This window comes from Pandoraea sp. NPDC087047, from assembly GCF_044745225.1.
GTDB lineage: Bacteria > Pseudomonadota > Gammaproteobacteria > Burkholderiales > Burkholderiaceae > Pandoraea.
Genome location: NZ_JBIUZU010000002.1, coordinates 556,448 through 576,843 on the forward strand (window position 1 = coordinate 556,448; position 20,396 = coordinate 576,843).

General features: G+C 64.3%; 20 protein-coding genes. 9 read left to right on the forward strand and 11 right to left on the reverse strand.

All coding sequences use genetic code 11. The features are described 5' to 3' along the window. Positions 1–249 precede the first annotated feature (249 nt). A complete protein-coding gene (locus ACIPHM_RS05220; protein WP_400325184.1) occupies positions 250–2,145 on the reverse strand; it encodes a hypothetical protein in 1,896 nt (631 codons plus the stop codon). A gap of 275 nt (positions 2,146–2,420) precedes the next feature. Next, positions 2,421–3,359, reverse strand: coding sequence for a helix-turn-helix domain-containing protein (locus tag ACIPHM_RS05225; protein ID WP_400325186.1), 939 nt, complete (start codon positions 3,357–3,359; stop codon positions 2,421–2,423). A gap of 332 nt (positions 3,360–3,691) precedes the next feature. Between ACIPHM_RS05225 and ACIPHM_RS05230 the strand changes: the two genes are divergently transcribed. The 6 genes from ACIPHM_RS05230 to ACIPHM_RS05255 all read left to right on the forward strand — a co-directional run bounded on the left by ACIPHM_RS05230 (position 3,692) and on the right by ACIPHM_RS05255 (position 9,998). Then, positions 3,692–4,747, forward strand: coding sequence for a porin (locus ACIPHM_RS05230; protein ID WP_400325188.1), 1,056 nt, complete (start codon positions 3,692–3,694; stop codon positions 4,745–4,747). Between the two features lie 213 nt (positions 4,748–4,960). After that, positions 4,961–5,287 (forward strand): hypothetical protein, encoded by a 327-nt coding sequence (locus ACIPHM_RS05235; RefSeq protein WP_400325190.1) that lies wholly within the window; start codon positions 4,961–4,963, stop codon positions 5,285–5,287. A 224-nt stretch (positions 5,288–5,511) separates the two neighbouring features. After that, positions 5,512–6,669 (forward strand): MFS transporter, encoded by a 1,158-nt coding sequence (locus ACIPHM_RS05240; protein ID WP_400325348.1) that lies wholly within the window; start codon positions 5,512–5,514, stop codon positions 6,667–6,669. Positions 6,670–6,789: 120 nt separating this feature from the next. Continuing rightward, positions 6,790–7,677, forward strand: a complete 888-nt coding sequence (locus ACIPHM_RS05245) for a dihydroorotate dehydrogenase electron transfer subunit (protein WP_400325350.1) — start codon at positions 6,790–6,792, stop codon at positions 7,675–7,677. Next, complete coding sequence (locus ACIPHM_RS05250; protein WP_400325192.1) at positions 7,670–8,620, forward strand: dihydroorotate dehydrogenase; 951 nt, start codon at positions 7,670–7,672, stop codon at positions 8,618–8,620. The genes ACIPHM_RS05245 and ACIPHM_RS05250 overlap by 8 nt, the downstream gene beginning before the upstream one ends. A gap of 124 nt (positions 8,621–8,744) precedes the next feature. Beyond that, complete coding sequence (locus ACIPHM_RS05255; protein WP_400325194.1) at positions 8,745–9,998, forward strand: Zn-dependent hydrolase; 1,254 nt, start codon at positions 8,745–8,747, stop codon at positions 9,996–9,998. A 95-nt stretch (positions 9,999–10,093) separates the two neighbouring features. Here ACIPHM_RS05255 and ACIPHM_RS05260 read toward each other — a convergent pair whose 3' ends face one another. From ACIPHM_RS05260 to ACIPHM_RS05270, 3 genes are all read right to left on the reverse strand, one after another. Next, positions 10,094–11,554 (reverse strand): M20 family metallopeptidase, encoded by a 1,461-nt coding sequence (locus ACIPHM_RS05260; protein ID WP_400325196.1) that lies wholly within the window; start codon positions 11,552–11,554, stop codon positions 10,094–10,096. A 262-nt stretch (positions 11,555–11,816) separates the two neighbouring features. Beyond that, entirely contained in the window at positions 11,817–12,188 is a 372-nt protein-coding gene (locus ACIPHM_RS05265) for a hypothetical protein (protein WP_400325198.1), read from the reverse strand. Next, positions 12,173–12,340 carry a hypothetical protein gene (locus tag ACIPHM_RS05270; RefSeq protein ID WP_158453307.1) on the reverse strand — a complete coding sequence of 56 codons (168 nt, stop codon included), beginning with the start codon at positions 12,338–12,340 and terminating at the stop codon, positions 12,173–12,175. Before ACIPHM_RS05270 ends, ACIPHM_RS05265 begins: the two co-directional genes overlap by 16 nt. On the opposite strand from ACIPHM_RS05270, the gene ACIPHM_RS05275 reads away from it, so the two are divergent. After that, complete coding sequence (locus ACIPHM_RS05275; protein WP_400325200.1) at positions 12,339–12,635, forward strand: hypothetical protein; 297 nt, start codon at positions 12,339–12,341, stop codon at positions 12,633–12,635. The genes ACIPHM_RS05270 and ACIPHM_RS05275 overlap by 2 nt on opposite strands. Positions 12,636–13,577: 942 nt before the next feature. Here the strand turns inward: ACIPHM_RS05275 and ACIPHM_RS05280 are convergent. From ACIPHM_RS05280 to ACIPHM_RS05305, 6 genes are all read right to left on the reverse strand, one after another. Continuing rightward, a complete protein-coding gene (locus ACIPHM_RS05280) occupies positions 13,578–13,859 on the reverse strand; it encodes a hypothetical protein (RefSeq protein WP_400325202.1) in 282 nt (93 codons plus the stop codon). Between the two features lie 100 nt (positions 13,860–13,959). Beyond that, positions 13,960–14,901, reverse strand: coding sequence for a DNA/RNA non-specific endonuclease (locus ACIPHM_RS05285; protein WP_400325204.1), 942 nt, complete (start codon positions 14,899–14,901; stop codon positions 13,960–13,962). Between the two features lie 51 nt (positions 14,902–14,952). Then, the gene (locus tag ACIPHM_RS05290; protein ID WP_400325206.1) at positions 14,953–15,111 is read right to left on the reverse strand and encodes a hypothetical protein; all 159 of its coding nucleotides are present in this window, start codon (positions 15,109–15,111) and stop codon (positions 14,953–14,955) included. Between the two features lie 138 nt (positions 15,112–15,249). Further along, positions 15,250–15,894 carry an FMN-binding negative transcriptional regulator gene (locus ACIPHM_RS05295; protein WP_400325208.1) on the reverse strand — a complete coding sequence of 215 codons (645 nt, stop codon included), beginning with the start codon at positions 15,892–15,894 and terminating at the stop codon, positions 15,250–15,252. Positions 15,895–16,071: 177 nt separating this feature from the next. Next, complete coding sequence (locus ACIPHM_RS05300; RefSeq protein ID WP_400325210.1) at positions 16,072–16,596, reverse strand: DUF2501 domain-containing protein; 525 nt, start codon at positions 16,594–16,596, stop codon at positions 16,072–16,074. Positions 16,597–16,675: 79 nt separating this feature from the next. Next, entirely contained in the window at positions 16,676–18,298 is a 1,623-nt protein-coding gene (locus tag ACIPHM_RS05305; protein WP_400325212.1) for a restriction endonuclease, read from the reverse strand. 469 nt (positions 18,299–18,767) lie between these two features. Here ACIPHM_RS05305 and ACIPHM_RS05310 point away from each other — a divergent pair, with 469 nt between their 5' ends. Both ACIPHM_RS05310 and ACIPHM_RS05315 read left to right on the forward strand, forming a co-directional pair. Beyond that, a complete protein-coding gene (locus ACIPHM_RS05310) occupies positions 18,768–19,466 on the forward strand; it encodes a phosphatase PAP2 family protein (RefSeq protein ID WP_400325214.1) in 699 nt (232 codons plus the stop codon). A gap of 79 nt (positions 19,467–19,545) precedes the next feature. Then, entirely contained in the window at positions 19,546–20,298 is a 753-nt protein-coding gene (locus ACIPHM_RS05315; RefSeq protein WP_400325216.1) for a sulfite exporter TauE/SafE family protein, read from the forward strand. Positions 20,299–20,396 lie beyond the last annotated feature (98 nt).

The window sequence follows — 20,396 nt, forward strand, 5'->3', positions numbered from 1 at the left end:
ACGCAAAGCCGACGACATTTTTGCATTGATCTCGCAACTGATTGATTGGAAAGGCTTGCGGATATTTAAAATATTTACTATCGCGCGTGCGCGCACGGTTTCGCCGAGCGAAATATGCAACGTATGCCGTGGCGTCGCCGCGGCCCGACAGAGCGCGAATGGGAGGGGAGAACGCGCCATGACGCGCAAAAAAAGCCGCCACGAAATCAGTGGCGGCTTCTGACAAACGACGAATGACGACGGCTTAGCTTAGGTCAGATCGGGCGCCGGCGTCGACGGCAACGGCGGCGGCATTTCTTCGCTGCGCTGCGGCGCACGCTGCGACTTCGGACGCGCCCCCGTTCGCAACGCCCTTTGCTCCGCCGACTCGGTTCGATGTGCGACCGGTGGCTCAACTGGCCGTCCAACGGGTTGTTCGACCGGTCGTCCCGATCGTGCCGTTTGCGCCGCCGCCTGACGCTCAAGCTCCAGCACCACCGTACGCTCCATCGCACGTGCCATCGAATCCGCTGCCGGGCGCTGCGCCTGTCGCTCGGCTTCGCGCTCATCCGACTGGCGCCGCTCGAGAATCATGCTCAACCGGCCAGCCCTTCCCCGGTTGGCCCCGATGAACTGGTCGGCAAAATAATCGCGCCGCGAATATTGCGGTGCGCTGGTGTGCCGAGACGCCTGCACCTCGGGAGCGGACGATGAAGGTGCCGTTCCGTGCGCGGACGATGACCCTTCGGACGACGAATGAAGCCTCCATGACGGTGGATTCTGGGAAATGACGTGGCGGGCAAAGGCGCCGTCATCCATGCCAGGTTCGCGCACCGATGTGAGTCCCTTGTCAAGACGCGCTTCGTGTCCAGTCGACTCGGTCTGCAGCGCCGCCAGACCGGCTTCGATATGCTTCGGTCGCGTCTCGCGCGGCGAGCTCCCGGCGGACGTCAGGCCCTCCCAACTCGGCTCGCGGCTCAGCACCCGACCCGACGCACGGCTCGACGCCCGGCTCGGCGCCTCGACCATCTCCCGCATGATGACCGCAGGGATGGCATCGAGTTCGTCAAACTCGCTGTCGTCATGCATCGGCACGAGCTGCGCCCCCAGTGTCCTGCCGCCGTCGGTGGCCTGGAGCTTGTCCCGCACCGCCAGGAAAGCCTGCTTGCAGCGATCGATCTCGGCAGCACGTGCGCCGAACCAGGAGAACGCCTGTCCGTCCGGCAGACCTCGTGCGCTGGAGAGCACCGTCGAATAATCGTACTGCCCGACCCCTCTGGCACGAATATCCGCCAGCGAAACCGGCGTGCCCGCAGGATAGCCGAGCAACAACGCCAGACGCGCCGCATCGTTACGCGCGCGTATCTGATTCCTCTGAAAGCGCGATTTCGACGCAGCAGGCTTGAGCACCAGCTTGCCGCCCCGCACCTTCAATCGAAGCGGCACATCGGCACCGCCATTCGACATCTCCTGCCGGGCTTCTCGCGCCATGTCATTGAGCGCGAGCAGCAAATTGCGCTCGACCCTGAGTTCGACGAATTTTCTCGCATGCAACGTCGTGGTGAGCTGGAGCATGGTGTCGCGCGTTGCCGTCATATCGTCGAGATTACGTTGGCCCATCGCCTTGGCTTCGCCCTTGGGCAGCTTACTCACCGACGCCGCGACGCGCTGGATCTCTTCATTGACTTTCGCAATCTGCGCGAGCTGATCGAGCACCGGCTCGGGAGCGAACCGGCGCACAAACGGCTTGTTTTCCGGCGGAGCGGCGTAGCGCACCTGTCTCATGGCTTCGGTGCGGTCATGCTCGAACACCGAATCGGTCTCGACCGCCGGTTGAAATGAAGCATGCCAGCGCGCCAGAGGTTCGGCGATCACACTGGGAACGAGCGGCTTGTTCATGAGATTGTCGGCCAGCATCTTGTCGAGCTTGCGGTAGGCCTGCCAGCGTCCGTGCGAGACACCGTCGCGATCCTCCGTGCATCGCTGCCGCTCGGGATACGTCTGCCACGGCTTGCCGGGCGCACTGACGCTCGACGCCGGGGCCGACCCGAGCCGCCGGAAGTCCGAAGCAAAGCCGTCGTCGTACTCGCACGACCGATCCTTGAACCCAGTGGAAATCACACCCGTCGACGCATGCGACGGTCCTCCGAGTAATACGCCCATCATGGTTCTCCTAATCATCGTCAGACCGGATGGTCTTCAGGCGCTCGGAGACTAGACGGGTTTTCGGCCAGCGGATTTCGATTGTGTTAGATGGCTTCGCTTTGTGGCACCGGTTCAGGGCACAGCCCGCCGCGAATTACGTTGGAAGCGCCGTTTTTTGCGTCACTTAGCTGCATCACTTAGTTGCGTCACTTAGGCCGGTTGGCGATAAAGCGGCCCGGGTGACGTGACGTGCGCAACGTGGCGACGTAAGTCGCGTCCCTGACGCAATCGCCGTATCAGAACCGAGCGAGCAGTTGGCCGAGCAATGCGGCCCCTTCCTTGCCCTTGGCGGAATCGGCCCACAGGCGGTCGATCATGGCGCGGTACATGCCGACGCCATCGGGCGAGGTGGTGATGGTGGCAATGCCGGTACGCAGATTCGGCAACTCGCCCAGACGGAACGGCGAGACTGCGACGTAGGCTTCGCCCTGCGCCTCGAAGATCTGAAACGTCTCGTTGGGCATGTTGTCGCTGACGATGCCGATCTGCACGCCCGCCGTATCGGCCTCGAGAAACTCGACGATACGCGCCACTTCGCGCCGCGCGGCCATCTTCCGCTCGAGTTGCACGCCCGGTGCGAGCCCCAGCCGTCCGACCAGCCCGTGATGCAGGAACTGCTCGATCTGACGCAGGCCGATGAGGCTCGTCACCGCGAGCCGATGCCGCGAGAAGCTCGACTTGCGCTCCTGCAAGATGCCCAGCACGCGATTGATCGTGTTCTCCCAGTGCCGATCCGCGAGCGTGGGCGGAATGCTCTCGTCGAGCATGTGACGCAGCCAGACATCGTAGTCGTCGGAGGTCAACAGGAACGAAATCGGATCGAAGTGCGCGACGATGCGCTCGGAACGGCTCTCCAACTGACGCATGCGCTCGAAATAGCTCACCGCCGAGTCGTGATACTCGACTTCCACGCCCAGCAGATTGGCCAGCGACACGCCGAGCAGCGCCGCAAGCCGTTCCAGCGTATCGATCTTGACGATCTCGCCGCGCTCCAGTTTGTAGATGGCCGCGCGCGAGATATCCAACTGCTCCGCCACATCCTCGCTGCGTAACTCCGCTGCCAGCCGATAGGCACGCAAGCGTTCGCCAATGGCTCGGAAATTGAAACGCGCGCCTCTCGGCGCCCGGGATGTCGTTGCAGTTCGAGTCAAATCGCCCCCTGTCGAATACCTCATGGATATCGCATCCACGCGAGACGCCGCAGATCACGTCACCCCGCACTTTGCAGTGCCGGGATTATACCGGTCGCCCGCCATGCCTGACGCAGCGCGCGTCGCACGTCAATACGCGAACCTCGCCGTGCTTTGCGCGCCACACATCGAGCGGCAGAATATTTTTCCAATTGTCTAATTTTTTAGATATCAGCACGATTCCGGACACGGCTCCCCCAACGCCCGAGACTACGGCGACTCGCACGCCGCTTGGGAATCGCCAGGGGGATGACCCAACGCGCGGGGGGGGTGATAGCCTGCGCGCCGTCCAGAAATTTATACAAAACAACGAGGGAATGATGAAAACCTGGCACAAGGTGGCTCGCGCCGCCGCAATGGGCGCTGCCGCACTCGCAGGCACGGCACACGCGCAATCGAGCATCAACTTCTACGGCTTGGCGGATGCTTACGTCGGCTCGGTTAAGAACCCGGGCGGCAACGCCGCCGGCGTGCAGCAAGGCGGCGGCATGACCACGTCGTACTGGGGCATGTCGGGCACGGAAGATCTCGGCGGAGGCAACAGCGCGCTGTTCGTGCTGGAGAGTTACTTCCAGCCCAACAACGGCACGTACGGCCGCTTCGCAGGCGACAGCTTCTTCTCGCGCAACGCCTACGTCGGCCTGGCCAACAACACCTTGGGCACCCTCCGTCTGGGTCGCATCACCACGCCGATGTACCTCGCGACGATCCAGTTCAACCCGTTCAACAATTCGTACACCTTCTCGCCGATGATCTTCCACACCTACAAGGGTCTGGGGACGCAGGGCGTGGTGGGTGACTCCGCGTGGAACAACGCGCTCGCGTACACGTCGCCGAGCTACGCCGGACTCGCGGGCACGCTGCTCTACGCCACCGGCAACAGCGCGACGGACCATAGCGCGAAGAAGTGGGCCGCAGCGCTCACATACGCCAACGGCCCCTTCGCGGCCGCGGTGAACTACCAGTATGTGAACTTCAGCGCCACGCCGGGCGACTTCGGCTCGCAACTCACCGGCGTGACCGGCCTGACGAACCAGAACACGGCGCAGATCGGCCTGTCGTACGACTTCGCCGTAGTGAAGGTCTTCGCGCAGTACATGCTCGTGGCGAGTCAGGCCGCCAGCGGCAATTTCCACGCGAATACGGGACAGTTGGGCGCGTCGGTGCCGCTCGGTCTGGGCAGTGTGCTGGCGTCGGTGGCCTACACCGGCTCGAACGGCTCGGGCGACAACCAGCGCCGCACCACGTGGGCGCTCGGCTATGACTACCCGCTGTCCAAGCGCACCGATGTCTACGTTGCCTACAAGTACGACCACATGCGCGATATGTCGACCGGCCAGACATACGGCGCAGGCATGCGCGTGCGTTTCTGAACGAGCGCTGACGGCACCTGCCAGCACTTTTCGGCGGGCACGCGCGGCCCGCTGGCGTTGCTGCGACGGCGGACGTGATTCATGCGCCAGACACGCTTTTAGCAATGTCTCGCCGCCGTCGCCGCCGCCCGGCATCAGGGTTTGACCCGATTATTTTCGTCTTGCCTGCCCTGCCGGGTTCGTTTAGTCTAAATATTTAGACAGATGGAGAACATGATGGATCTGCAACTCGCATGCGCCTGGTTACAGCGCGACACGGTCGGTCTGTCCGACATCGAGGATTTCGCAGCGCGCTGCCTGAACACGTCGCGCACCGCCACGCGCGAATCTGCCGCGCTGCTGCTGCTCGCACAGGCGGCGCAGACATTCGTGGAGCGCCAGTCCGGCATTGCCACCAACGGCGAGACGTTCCATGCGTTCCTCTCTCGCAGCAAAACGTACGCCACGATGTTGCGCGATGCCGCCGCCACCTCCGACGCCAGTTTTCTCGCCACCCTCAACGGCTTCGCCGCGCAGTTGACGACCGAGGTCTACGCGTAATGCCACGCGTTTTTTTCACTTGATCGTCTAAAAATATAGACAATTTGACGAATGCACGGCACGTAACGATGCCTGATGCCTTCGCCCTCCCACGGGAACCGATCATGGAAGCCAACCTGAACACTCCGAATGCGCCACGCGCGGGCGCGTCGCCCGCAGCCGGTGCCGACACCGTCAGCCCTTATGCATGGAAGGCGCTCGCGGGCTCCGCCATCGGCTACGCGATGGACGGTTTCGACCTGCTGATTCTCGGCTTCATGCTGCCGGCGATCACCGTCGGCCTGCACCTCTCGGCGGGACAAGCCGGCGCCTTGGTGACCTGGACGCTGATCGGTGCGGTCGCGGGCGGCATTCTGTTCGGCGCGCTCTCGGATCGCTACGGCCGTGTGCGCATGCTGACGTGGACGATCCTACTGTTCGCCGTCTTCACCGGGCTGTGCGCGCTTGCGCAGGGCTTCTGGGACTTGCTGGCCTACCGCACGATTGCGGGCATCGGGCTGGGGGGCGAGTTCGGCATCGGCATGGCGCTCGCCGCCGAGGCGTGGCCGGCGTCCAAACGCGCGCGCGTCTCGTCGTATGTCGCGCTTGGCTGGCAGACGGGCGTGCTCGCCGCGGCCTTGCTCACGCCGCTGCTGCTCACGTACATCGGCTGGCGCGGCATGTTCCTCGTCGGCGTGCTGCCCGCGCTCGTTGCCTGGGGATTGCGCAACCGGCTGCATGAACCGGAAGTCTTCGTGCGTCGCGCCGAAAGCAACGGCGTAAGGCCCCGGCACGGCAGCGCGAACGCCTTCCGTCTGTTGGTGAAAGATGCGCGCACCACACGGGTGAGCCTGGGCATCGTGATCCTGTGCTCGGTTCAGAACTTCGGCTACTACGGCATCATGATCTGGCTGCCGACGTTCCTCTCGCAGAAACTCGGTTTCTCGCTGACCAAGTCCGGGCTTTGGACCGCCGCGACGGTGATCGGGATGATGTTCGGCGTGTGGGCTTTCGGGCAACTGGCCGACCGCATCGGCCGACGCCCCACGTTCCTGCTCTATCAGGCGGGCGCTGTGGTCATGGTGATCGCGTACGCGCAGTTGACCGATCCGAGCGTCATGCTCTTCGCGGGTGCGTTGATGGGCATGTTCGTCAACGGCATGGTCGGCGGCTACGGCACGCTCATGTCCGAGGCCTACCCCACGGCGGCGCGCGCCACGGCGCAAAACGTGCTGTGGAATATCGGACGCGCCATCGGCGGTCTCGGTCCACTGGTCGTCGGTGCGCTCGCCGCACGCTACTCGTTCCAGATCGCCATCGCGCTGCTCGCGAGCCTGTACGTGCTCGATATGGTCGCCACGCGTTTTCTCATTCCCGAACTCAAAGGCGTCGAGCTCGAATAACGACGTGCCACGTCGTCGACATCGCCCTTCCCACTCTTCGGAACCTCCATGTCAGTTCTCTCCCCGACGTCCGGCAATGTCGCCCGCCCGTTGGCGCGGGTGCATCGGGACGCGTGCCACATGCACGATTCGCATGCACCTCACAACGCGACGTGCGGTGCGGCCACCGCCCCCACCGTTGCTACCGTTGCCACGCACCGCTGTCGCGTGCTCAGTCACCGTGCCGTCAACGCGCGCTATCGCTATCTGCGTTTGCAGGCCGACGCCCCCGTCGCGCTCACCACGCGGCCCGGCCAGTTTTATCAACTGAAGTGCCCGGTGACGGACAGTGAAGCGCCGTTCCTGCTGCGTCCCATGAGTGTCTACGGCACCGGCCCCGAGCCGGACACCATCGAGTTTCTCTACAACGTGACGGGCGTAGGCACGCGCGCGCTCGCCACGCTGCCCGAAGGGGCCTCGCTCGATATCGTCGGCCCGCTCGGCAACACCTTCACGCTCGATACCCGCTGGAAACGCGTGATGTTCGTGGCGCGCGGCGTAGGGCTGGCGACGATGGCCCCGCTGGTGCAGCACGCCGCAGCGGCAGGACTGCAATTGACGGTGGTGATGTCGGCGCGCAGCGAAGCCGACCTGATGCGCGACGAATTCCTGCGCTCGCCCGAAGCCCGTGCGTTGGCCGACGTGCATTGCGTGTTCGACAGCGACGGCTCGTCGGCCGTGGACGCGCTGGGGCCGCGCGTGCGTGCCCTGCTCGACGCCGCCCCGCACGACGCCGTCTACACATGCGGCTCGCATCGTCTGCTGATGCTGCTCCAGCGCGTGCTGGAATCGCACCCGCACATCACCGCCGAAGTGGCCATGGAGCAACGCATGGCCTGCGGCATGGGGGTCTGTCTGTCGTGCGTGCGCCTGTTCGATTGCAACGGCGACAAGCAATTCCTGCGCGTGTGCCGTGAAGGCCCCGTGTTTCCGATTCGCAACGTTGTCGGGGAGGTGGACTTTGGCTGATCTTTCCGTACGCATCGGATCGCTCACGTTGCGCAATCCCGTGATGCCGGCGTCCGGCTGCTTTGCGGTCGAATATGCGCAGGCGCTCGACCTGAACCGGCTTGGCGCGCTCGTCGTCAAGAGCGTCTCGCCCAACACACGCGCCGGCAACCCGACGCCTCGCGTGGCCGAGACCGCCAGCGGCATGCTCAACTCCATTGGCATTCCCAGCAAGGGGCTCGACGCCTACCGGCGCGACGTGCTGCCTGCTTACACGCGCTTCGATACGCCGGTCGTGGTGTCGGTGTCGGCAGACACGGCCGAGTCGTTCGGTGAAGCCTGCGAGACGCTGTCGCTGCCGGAAGTCGCGGCCATCGAAGCGAACATCTCGTGCCCCAATCTCGAAGCGGACGGTATGGCCTTCGCGATGCAGCCGCAGAGCACTTACCAGGCGGTGAGCGCGATACGCCGTCGCACATCGCATCCGCTGTGGGTGAAGCTCACGCCCAACGCCGGACAGATCGCACTGATTGCCCGCGCGGCGGAAGACGCCGGTGCCGACGCCATCGTCATGGGCAACACCGTGCTGGGCATGGCCATCGACGTGCGCACGCGCAAGCCGAAGCTCGGCAATGTGATGGGCGGTCTCTCGGGACCGGCGATCAAGCCACTGGCGGTGCGCCTCGTGCATCAATGCCATCGCGCGGTGCGCATTCCGATCATCGGCTGCGGCGGCATCGAAACGGCAGACGACGCTGTCGAATTCATGCTCGCTGGCGCCACTGCGGTGCAGGTTGGCACAGCGTCGTTCCGCGACCCGGCCGTAATGGGCCATATCGTCGACGGACTTGCCGCGTATTGCGAGACGCACGCCGTCGAGCAGATCGCCACATTGACCGGCGCCGTCGCCCTGGACCCGCAGTTGTCCGACCGCTGGCTACGGTTCGCGCAGCAGTCGGGCTAACGGGTCGTGCGCCACATCACCGGCCGAATCACGAAGCAGCGTCGCACCTAATGCCATACCTGCAACCCTCGCTCAGCGTCATGCGAGAGGGAGCACACTCAGAAACACACTTAGAAGCACACTCATGGAACTGAACGCGCTGGCCCCGCTGGCCGAGCAACTCTTCACCGACCTGCGCCGTCTTGGCAACGACGGCGTCGGCATCACGCGCGACAGCTACGGCGACGGTGAAAACGCCGCGGCGTCGTATCTCACGCAATGGGCCGATCATCACGGACTCTCGGTCACGCGCGACCGGGCGGCCAACCTCATCTTCACGTTGCCGGACGACACAGGCGACGCCCCCGCCACCTGGATCGGCTCACATCTGGACTCCGTGCCGCAAGGCGGCAATTACGACGGTCTCGCCGGCATCGTCGCCGGGCTGCTGTGCCTCGTCCAACAGCGGCGCAGCCAGCGTTACACGGCCACGCCGGTGCGTGTGCTCGCGCTGCGCGGCGAGGAAAGCGCCTGGTTCGGTCGCGCTTATATGGGATCGGGCGCGCTGTTCGGCAAACTGAGCGACGCCGATCTGGCCATGCCCCATCGCACGCACGGCCGCTCGCTCGCCGATTGCATGGCGCAAAGCGGTGCCGACATCGACGCGATTCGCAATGGCGAGACGCTCTTCGACGCCTCGCGCGCCAAGGCATGGCTGGAGCTGCACATCGAGCAGGGGCCGGTGATGATCGCGCGCAACATGCCCGTGGCGATCGTGCCGGGCATTCGCGGCAATGTGCGGCACAACCGCGTCTCGTGCGTGGGCGAAGCCGGCCACTCGGGCGCGGTGCCGCGTTGGCTGCGGCACGACGCCATGTTTGCCGTGGCCGATCTCATCACGCGGCTGGACGAGCATTGGCGCGCCTTGCTGGAGCGCGGCATCGATATGGTCGTGACGACCGGCATCGTCGGCACCGATCCCGCCGAGCATGCGATCTCGCGGATTCCCGGCAAGGTCGATTTCAGTCTGGAAGTGCGCAGCCAGAGCCCCGATACGCTCGACGTGTTCTATGAACTGATGCGCACGGAATGCCGCGCCATCGAACGCGATCGGGGCGTGACGTTCGGGTTCGACCGGCGGCTCGCGTCGGCCCCGGCGATCATGGACAAGCATGTGTCGTCAGTGCTGGCCGACGCCTGCCGTGCGCTCGATCTGCCGCAGGAACGCGTGCCGAGCGGCGCCGGGCACGACGCCGCGATCTTCGCCAACGCCGGCATTCCGAGCGGCATGGTGTTCGTGCGCAACGCCAACGGTTCGCACAATCCGATGGAACACATGGAACTGGACGACTTCATGTGCGGCGTGCAAGTGCTGGAGGCGGCCACGCACGAGCTCTGATCGAAGCGCTTCGTCGCCACAACACAAAACGGGCCGCCATGACTTGATGCCTGCGGCCCGTTTTGTTCGAGGCAGGCCCCTCGCTTGCGGCTGGCTTACGGCGCCAAAGCGATGACCTCGGCCACAGCCGCCGTCAGTTTCTTCGCATATGGCACGTGCAGGAATTCGTTCGGGCCGTGGGCGTTCGATTTCGGCCCCAGCACGCCGCACACCATGAACTGCGCCGTCGGGAAACCGGCTTGCAGCGTATTCATCAGCGGAATCGTGCCGCCCTGCCCGATGTACGCGACGTCCGCCCCGTAATGGCGTTGCGACGCCGTATTCAGTGCCGACGAAAGCCACGGCGCGACATCGGGTGCGTTCCAGCCGGAGGCCGCACCGGCGTCGGACTTGAACGTCACCTTCGCGTTGTACGGCGGGTCGACTTCGAGCAGGGTCTTCAACTCCTGCACGGCCTGCGCGGCGTCGATGAGCGGCGGCAGACGCAGCGACAATTTGAACGCCGTGCGCGGACGCAGCACGTTACCCGCATCGGCGAGCGCAGGCAGTCCGGCCGCCCCCGTCACCGACAGCGACGGGCGCCACGTCGAATTGAGCAGCGCCTCCTTCGGATCAGTCGTGGTCGGCAGGACCGACAGGCCGTCCTGGCCGCAGGCCCACGGCATCTTCTTCCAGACGTCGTCGCCCAGAATATGCGCGGTCGCCTCGGCTTCCTTCAGACGTTGCAGCGGGATCGGGCTGTGAAAGCCCTTCGGCAACACATTGCCGCTACCCGCGTCTTCCAGACGTTCGAACAACTGGCGCATGACGCGAAAACTCGACGGCGCAATGCCGCCGTAGCCGCCCGAGTGAATGCCCTCGTCGAGCACCTGCACTTCGAGACTGCCGGAGATGAGCCCGCGCAGCGACGTGGTGAGCCACAACTGGTCGTAATTGCCCGCCCCCGAATCGAGGCAGACGACCAGGCTGACCCGCCCGAGACGATCGCGCAGGGCGTCGACATACGGCAGCAAATCGTAGCTGCCCGACTCCTCGCACGTCTCGATCAGGCCCACGCAACGCGGACGCTCCACGCCCTGTGCGTCGAGCGCGGCGAGTGCCGTCACGCTGGAATAGATGGCGTAACCGTCGTCCGCACCGCCACGACCGTAGAGCTTGCCGTCTTCGAACTTGGGCGTCCACGGACCGAGATCCTTACGCCAGCCGTCGAACTCCGGCTGCTTGTCGAGGTGACCGTAAAGCACGATCGTTTCGGTGCTGCCGGAGCGCGTGGCCGGCGCTTCGAAGAAGATCACCGGCGTGCGGCCTTCCAGACGAATCACTTCGAGCGTCAGCCCTTTCACCGGTTGACGCTCTGCCCACTGGGCGGCGTCACGCACCACACGATCGATGTAGCCGTTGCGCGCCCAATCGGCGTCGAAGCCGGGGCTCTTTGCAGGCACGGCAATGTAGTCCGTCAGCGCATGCAGGATTTCGTCGTTCCATTTGCGCTCGACGAATTCACGCAATGCCACCGTGTCGAGCGACGGCTGGGCCGGGGTGACGATGTCGTTCATGGGAAGTCCTTGGGGGGTGTCTTGATGTCCGCGACGGATCGCGCGGTCTGCGCGCCTGCGTCCACAGGCGGCTCGCCGAGGCTTGATGCCGGCGAGTCGTATGGCGTCATGATAGCCATTCCGCGCGGCGGTGGCGACCGGTCGGCCGGGAGTGTCGGAGATGTCGGGAGCGCTGTGGCCAAGCACATACGAACAGGAACGCCGCCGCACCATCGCGAGACGGTCGATGCAGCGAGTCAGGCCGCGTTCGAGGGGGCGCGTCTCAGTGACCGGTACCCGGCGGCCCGAAGCGGAACACGATCTCTCCCGCCGCACCGGACGCCTTCACGCACGTTGCAGACTGCAAGCCTCTGCCCGGCACCTCAAGGGAATGCTCAGTGTCCGCAGCACTGCAACGCCAGAAGAAGGTGACCGGCCGTTCGCACCGGTTCGTCACTTCGTACCGATAGTCGGTGACGTTCGCGGGCAGCGCCCGCAGCGCCCCGCACGGCTCACCCCCCGCGTCGAGCGGCTCCGTGGGCATGGCTGGTGCCTGAGCGCGCACCGGCGCGCTCGCCATAAGGGCGAGGAGCACCAGACAACCCGATATCCCCGAGCAGCGCTTCGCGTTGGCGCGCATCAGATCCAGCGCCATGCAATGGCAATGGCACCGATGGCAACGCCAACGGAGATGACCACGCCAAACCATGCCAACTGCGCGCGCCGCGCCCGACGGCGGCTAGATTCAGAAGTGTCGTAAAAACGACCCAATCCGCCCGAGTACAACTTTTCCCAGCGAATTTCCATGACGCACCTCACAAATCAATCAAACCGGCCCGCACTGCTTTTTCTTTTCTTCTTTATCGAAAGTTTTGAGGCGCAAGACAATTCGGATAAATCCGGGGAAATTCCGCAGCATGAAACTTCCGAAATTCCGACACCGCACCGTCGCCTCAAGATCGCACTATTCTTTTGGAATTGCAATAGCGTGAACTCGCAGTATGCGACACCAAAACCACGAGAGACCACGTCATCGACGAAGGTTATCAACGCGCCGAAACGTTTTACCGTAGCGGGCGACGCGGTTTTAAGCGTGAATTGAGAGAAATGACGCGAAGCGAGCCGTCGCAACATTCACGTGTGCGCTATGCATCCGTAACAAAATGTTTCAAAAACGACGCACCGCCGTTCAAATCGGGCGATTGAAAACAGGTCTCGAAACACACTGCATTGGCCACAGCGTCACGCGCGATAAAGGCGGACGAAAGCGCATCGTGAGAGGCACGGGATAAGGGATGACGAAGGCAACGTGGCGCGGCAATCCGCCGTAGGCGGTGCCGCGCACGAAAAAGAAAGATCGGGAAGATCGGTGACTTTAGCGTCCCAGGAAGGCCGCACCCACTGACAACAGGACGAAACCGCCGACGCTACAGGCGATCGCAATTGCCAACAGGCGTTGAAAGAGTTGCTCGCGCTCGCTGGCGCTGCGATGGGAACGGGGTGCATCGTGATGAATCGTCCCCCAACCACTCGAATACACTTTTTTCCAACGGATGTGCATGAGTTACCTCGCGTTGTTTAGTGTTCGTAGCCTTGCCGGTCATCGATTCACCGGAACGGAATCGACGAGACGCAGCGCTAGTATGCGCTTTGTCTGGGAACGGTAAACCCCTCATCCGTGCTGCGTCGCCGCAAGCAAAACGCTTGATTCGTATGGTTTTCGAGACGGAAAAAAGCGACGGCGAATACCGTCACCATGACGTGATTCGGGATTTTTGTCGGGACGTGTCAATGCGACAGAATGTCGCAGGTGCGACAAGTTGTCGCGCAACCCGCATGAACCGTGGAATCGGCTGAGTTGCCGCCGTCGGCCTGTCGGGGGATGTCGCAGCGGCGTTGCCTTCGGCAAACCGGTACGCAGACACTGGAACGAGGATGTGGACGAGGTCCGCGCGTCGCATCATGCGGTGCAACATCGATTCTTCCGATAAACGACAAATTCGGGGTAAATCCCGGGGGGCGGCCTGCTCTGCCCCCGTTCCGATCAAGATTCGAACGGATTTTTGACTTGCCGCGCCGTCGTGCCGCCCGCCGCGTCGACATGTGCCGGCAGGTCGGCAACGGAAAGCGCCGCCACGACGGCGTCGAGCACCGCTTTGAGCGCCTGCGCCTGACGCAGTCCTTCGGCGTCGCGGCGAATCTCCAGGTTGCCGAAGACAGCAACGTGGTCGGTGTGATTTTCGACGTTCAGCTCGCCCAGCGTGAGCGCGTCGGCATCGTTGGCAAACGGGGCGAACCCGGCATTGGCGGAAGATGAGGTCGGCATTGAAGACTCCTGATTCGGTGGGAAATCGGCCACGGATGATCGGTCGACGGGGCAACGGCTGGAAGCCGGGGAAACGAACGCCAGGCCGCAGCCGCCGTACTTAGCGGATGATCGTACGCAAGAAGTCGAGCACCGTCTGCACTTCACGATACGACGGCGCGTCCTGGTCGCGCTTGCGCTTGCTACCCCCGCCGGCCGCCTTGGGCGCGGGCAACGACATCGCCGTCGCCTTTACGCTCGCTGACATGCCGGGGAAGAAGTCGATCCCGGCGAGCTTTTCGAGCTCGGCCACGCTCACGACCGAATAGTCGCCGGTCGCTTCGTTCGCCACAAGATAGGCGCCCGCCTGCTTGCGCTTCGGATCGTAGACGACCTTGAAGAGCTGCGTCGGCACCATGACCCGATCGCCAACTTGCGTGATCGTCTTGCCCTTGAATAGCGGCCCGGTGATGACGTACAACTCGCCGCGATCCTGCGCGAGCTTGCGTACGCTCGACTCGATGCCTGCCCACAGATAGCGGTTGTTCTCGCTGTTCTGCGGCACCATGTTCGACAGCGAGAAACTCTCCGTCTGCGCCCGCGCATCCGGCATATCTGCCGATGGCGCCATGTGGCCGCGGTCGTAGCCCGAGCGCACGTAATCGCGCAACTCGGCGCGCTCCCCCGCGGGAAGCTGCGACTCTGCATGGAAATTGTTCACGCGCGAGATCTGACGGGCGTCGCTCAGGCCCGCACGCGTGAGATGCTCCGCAGACCAGAGCGGTGTGCGCGTCACGCCCGAGTGCATGACACCGAACGCGCTGAAGCAGACCTCGCGTGCGGCACGCGTCATCGCGCTGTTCGTGATATCGGGAGCGGTGCCGGACCAGTAATGATCGCCGCACGCCGTGACGGCGGCACGCGCCTCGCCGGGTAGCGCTCCGAGAGCGAGGAGGCCGACGGCACAAGAAATGGAGACCGAAAGGGAGATTGCCAACTGCCCGGCCGTCGCGCGCAATCGGCTTGCGCGCACTGCGGCGACCGTCCATCGAGACTGCTTCATCGCACTGCTTGGGAGGAGACGTAAGGGGGTGCGATTGTAGCGGATGAACGGCTATTCAGGGACGACGCTGTCCGCGCCGTAGGCGGCACATTGCAGGGTCTGGGCGGGGGCGAGGTTGCCGCACTCGTCTGCCTGCGCGCTCGGCAGCCACGCCTGCTCGAGAAAGAGCAGGCAAAGCATCAGCGCGAGCATGAGCAGCAGTGTTTTCATTGCGGCTTCCGAGTTGGGTTGCCGCATTGTATGCGGGGACACCACCGTGCAACCTGTCCCCGCAACACAGAATTGTTTCGTTTCGTTACCGGCAGATGCCGCCGGCGAGATGCATCGACTCAGGCGCGCTCATTCCACTCATTCATCGGGAACATCGCCCCGCTGCGCGACGAGCGTCGCCAACGCGTCGCTTGCCGGGCCTTCGGCGCGCAGGCCTTTCACCACACCGATGCGATCGGGCATCGCGCGGTTCTGCGACATCTTGAATTTGCCCTCGATGCGGCGAATCGGAATTTCCACGCCGACGATAGCGCGCACCATGCTGTCGACGTAATCCGCCGGGGCGTCCTCTACGGCCCACGGCGCGGCGCGGCCCTGCTCCTGCGACTGCGTAAGATCGCCGACGAGACGGCGCAACCAGGCTGCGTCGTCGATCACGCGCGGCGTGCCCCACACGTGCACGGCGGCGTAGTTCCACGTCGGCACGACCTTGCCGTGCTCGGCCTTCGCGGCGTACCACGACGGCGTGATATACCCCTGCGGCCCCGTGAACGCGATCAGACAGTCGTCGACATCGCGCAACGCCGCTCCGTGCGGATTGGCACGCGCCAGATGCCCGCGCAACGTGCCGAACTCGCCTTCGTCGGCGTCAATCAGAAACGGAATCGAGTCGGCGATCAGCCCCTGCGCGCCGGCGCTCACGAGCAAGCCGAGCGGATGCGTACGAATGAGATCGTGCAGGACTTCGGGGCGATCCTCGGTGAAGGCGGCGGGCTGATACATCGATGGCTCCGGACAAAAGCGGCGGGGATGGAATAACACCTAGCGTACATCCGCGCGTGGCTCTGTGCAAAGACCCAATGTCGATGATTTTCTTGATACCACGACGGTATACCGTCCCGCCCGGTCAGACGGCTGGCGGATCACGTGAGCGCCAGCCTATCGCCTTTCAGACCGATGTCAGAGAAACGACTTGGCCTGATCGAGGATCTTGTCACAGACCTTGCGGGTGATCTGCTCCTTGAGACCGCCGCCATTGAGGTCGACGGTCTTGCCGTCCGGCGAGGACAGCAGTCCCTTGACACCATCGAGATAGCCGGGGCTGGCGGCCGGCGAGCCCGACTGGGTGCCGATCTTGCCGAGCAGCTTGTCCTTCACGTCGGTGGCGGAACTCAGATCCCCGCCCCCCAGATAGTTGTTCTTGATGCAGAACTGGAGGACACCCGTCGCATTGCCGATACTGCCCGACGTCAGCGATCCGGACGACGCAAGGCCGCTCAGGCTGCTGGCCATGCCACCGGAATCGCCGCTGCCCGCATTGCCCCCGCCAATGGCGTTCTTGAGCATATCGAGCTGCGCTTGCGCCGGCATCGATACACTGAGCGCGAGTACCAGCGCCAAACCTGCGCCTGCGGCACCGGTCCTGCGCCATCCATTGAAGCCGGAGTCAGTCGAACTTCCCTTGCTTTGCATGCGCCGTGACATACGAACCTCCGTGAAGTAAGTGACGTGGGTGAAGGCCGGTCAACTATAGCAGGCCGCACAGCCCCTCCGGCGCCTCGCCTCAGAACAGGGCAGCAGCGGTATCGCGCGTTTCCGGCACCACGACGCTGGCATCGACGCCCGCGTTTTCTTTCAGTTGGAAGACCAGATGATGGCCGCAGAGCAGCTCGATACGCCGGTCGCGCGCGAACTCTTCCACGCCGTCGTCGAATGCTCCGGTCGTAATCAGCATGCCGCGCGCGGCGCCGATCTGCTGCATCTCGGCGAGCATGGCGCGCGCCGCAGCGATCTCCAGCCGGGCCGACGGGTTCATCTCGCGGAAGACGTGGACGACGACCTCGCCCCCGAAAATCGGATGCGGATCCCACGCGCGGCAGATGAGCATGCCCTCCTGCTCGCCCGGCAGCAACGGCGGGCCTTCGAAGCCGTGCGAGCGCAGCAGGTGGAACATCACTTGCGTGAAGTCCCTGTCGTTGAGCGTCATCAGATTGAAGCGGCGGTCGATGGCGACATCGGCGTCCGTGACGACCTGCGTCATGTCGACACCTGCGACGGGCGACACCGCCTGCAACGCCTCGGGATGCGCCGACAGTCGAGCGCCGAGCGCCGCCAGATGCGTCGCCGGATCGCCCTCCGCCAGCACGCGCGCCGCGAAGTCGGCACGTGAGACGTGCACGCTTGCCAGGCACACTCGCTGGTCGCTCTCGCTGGCGTACGCGTTGAACACGACGGCGTCCACGTGACGCAGCGGATCGGCCGCGAACAACTCGTAGAGCGAGCGCAGCACGATCTGGCGCAGCACGCCGGCGTAGACCTGCGCGCGCATCGCGTCGCCCGCGGGCACGCCCTGCACGGTGTCTTCCGCCGTGTTGTAGTGATAGTCGAGCGCGACGGGCACGGCGGCGTCGAGCGTGGGCACGTCGTAACCGATGGCCAGCAGTTTGTGATTTTCGACGTAGTGCGCGGCGAGCGTTTGCGTGAACGCTTCCGGATACGGGCTGCGACTGAGCACAATGCGTGCGTAGCGCGTGACGGCCGACGCCTCACCGCGCAACAGTGCACCCTCGAAATCGGCCACCGCCGCGTTGTGGCGTGCACTCTCGGCGCGCGCCGCCTCCGTCGCCTTCTGCTGCGCAATCTGGAGAATCATCGAGCCCTGCGTACGACGAATCTTCGACGCTTCGTACTCGCGCTCCGCATGAACGAACTCGCTGCGCGCCTTGGCGACCGCCTGCTCGTAGCGTCCCGACGCCCCCGGCATGGCGAGCGCAAACCTGCCAGGCTTCTCGGGCGCAAAGGTTTCCCATTCGGGTTTGGGCAGCACTTTAGGAAGATGCCGGGTATCGAGCACCGGCGGCGTGCTGCGCGCACGCAAGTCGGCCGGGGGAATACGCAGATCACGGGCAAGGCCGTCGGCAAGCAAGCGCTCCAGCCGTGCGACCTCCAGTTTTGCGCGCGCGCCTTGCGCGGCGGCTTCGGCCTGACGCCATGCCAGATGCAGACGTTCTCGTGCGGCGGCGTCGTCCGCGGGCGCCTCGTCCCACTCGCGCTGCGCCTGGTCCAGCGCGCGGATTTCCGCCAACGAGCGGGCCTGCGTTTGTGCGTGGTGCTGCTCGCGCGTACTTGCGGCGCGCCAGAACTCGCGCGCCAGTCGATCGATCGTGCTCTCGAATCCCCGATTCACCACTGCCCCCGCATGCAATATTGATTTTGTTTTGCCAAGCGAACTGACTGCCAACGACAAGACGGCTTCACTACTTCCCCCAAACTGCGGTTCCTTCTCTCTGAGCCGATACGAACCAGGAGGTCCGCGACCGGCAATATTCAACATATGCGTAGGGGACGATTGTAGGACGACGACCTACCTTGCCGCAAAAATATCTTTGTTTCTCAAGCCATCGAAGCCTGTCATGAGCGCAACGCCTGCGCCCTGACCGCCATCAAATCGCCATGACGACGGCGCAGTCTTGAGCGTTCGACGCAACGCGGCGCAGCAGGGGGGGAGACACGGATCACCGCCCTCGCGCCGAACCCCGTTCAACGCGGCGTGAACGCCTCAAAAGCGAAGCAACACCGGACCGTCGTCGTCAATGACGTCTACCATGACGCGGTCTCACCGAACGTTGCGTCCCTTTTTTCACCGAAATCGCGTCATGACCGAACCTGCTCCGAACGCCGAACCGACGCCGTCGCCGCCCCCCTCCCCTTCGTCGCCCTGTCTGCGCACTGCGTGGCTGAGCGCGCTGGCTTGTCTGTTGCTCGCCCTCGTCGCCATCCCCTGGATCGACCGGCCGGTCGTGGACTTCGCGCATACGCATACGCAAGGCATTCGCTGGATTCAGATCATCGCCGAGCTGCCGTCGCCACTGTTCGTGCTGGCGTGGCCAACGTTCCTGATCATTGGCGCCGTGCTGTACTTTCGCCGCACGCTGCCGTCGTGGGCCGTTACGCTGTGGCTGGCAGGCGGCGCTGTGGGGGTGGCCAGTCTTGCCAAGCAAGCCCTGAAATTCGTGTTCGGACGCACCTGGCCGGACACCTGGATTCGTGATAATTCGTCGTATTTACGCGACGGCGTTTTCGAGTTCAAGCTCTTCGACGGCAACTACGCGGCGTACTCCTCGTTTCCGTCCGGACACCTGACGGTCATCCTCGCGTTCACGACCGTGCTCGCGCTGCGTCATCGCGTGATGCGCGTGCCGTGCGCCATCGCCATTGCGCTCACGGCGTTCGGCCAGATCGCCTGCGCGTATCACTGGACGAGCGACGCGCTCGCAGGCGCGGCACTGGGTATCGTCGTCGGCTCGCTCTTCGTGGCGGCCTGGCAGAGCTGGTGGGCCAACCGGCACGCGTAAGACACATCCCCCACAGGGCGGCGACCCGTTCATCTCCAGAGGGGATCGCCGCATAATGTCGACGCGAAAACCATAAATCATGACCGTCGACCCATTGCTTCCCCTGATTGCCGGCGCGTGCGTCGCCGGCTTTGTGCAAGGCCTGTCCGGCTTTGCGTTCAGCCTCGTGGCCCTCTCGTTCTGGGCGTGGTCGCTACCGCCCACGCTGGCGGGGCCGCTCGCGGCCTTCTGCTCGCTCATCGGCCAGCTCCTCGGGCTGCGCGCCGCACGCCGTGCGGTGCCGCTCAACCGGCTCGCACCGTTCGTGCTCTGCGGTCTGGTCGGCGTGCCCGTCGGCGTGTGGATCCTGCGTTATCTCGACCCGGTGTGGTTTCGCGCCGGCATCGGGGCGGTGCTTGTCATCTATTGCTCGATCCTGTTGCTCGCCTCGCATCTGCCTCGCATCACACATGGCGGACGCGCCGCCGACGGCGTGGTCGGATTCATCGGCGGCGTGATGGGGGGCATCGGCGGGCTCGTCGGCGTGGTGCCGACGCTGTGGTGCACGCTGCGCGGGTGGGACAAGGACATGCAGCGCGCTGTCATGCAGATTTTCTTCATCGTCATGCACACGCTCACCATCACGCTATATGCCGTGCATGGCGTGATTACGGTGCAGACGCTGCATATGTTCGCGATTGCCGTGCCATCGATGATCGTGCCGACGCTCATCGGCGCGTGGGCCTACAAATTCCTCTCCGATCACGCGTTCCGGCGCATGGTGCTGGCGCTGCTCGCCTGCTCCGGTGTGACGCTGCTCGTCGGCACCGTGCCGGAACTGCTCGCGCGCTGAGGCGAGCGCCGGGGCCCTACACGTCCCGAGATCCGCCCGCGGGTGCGTGGACGAGCACTGACGGACACAGAAGACGAAAACGAGCATCAGCCCGTGGC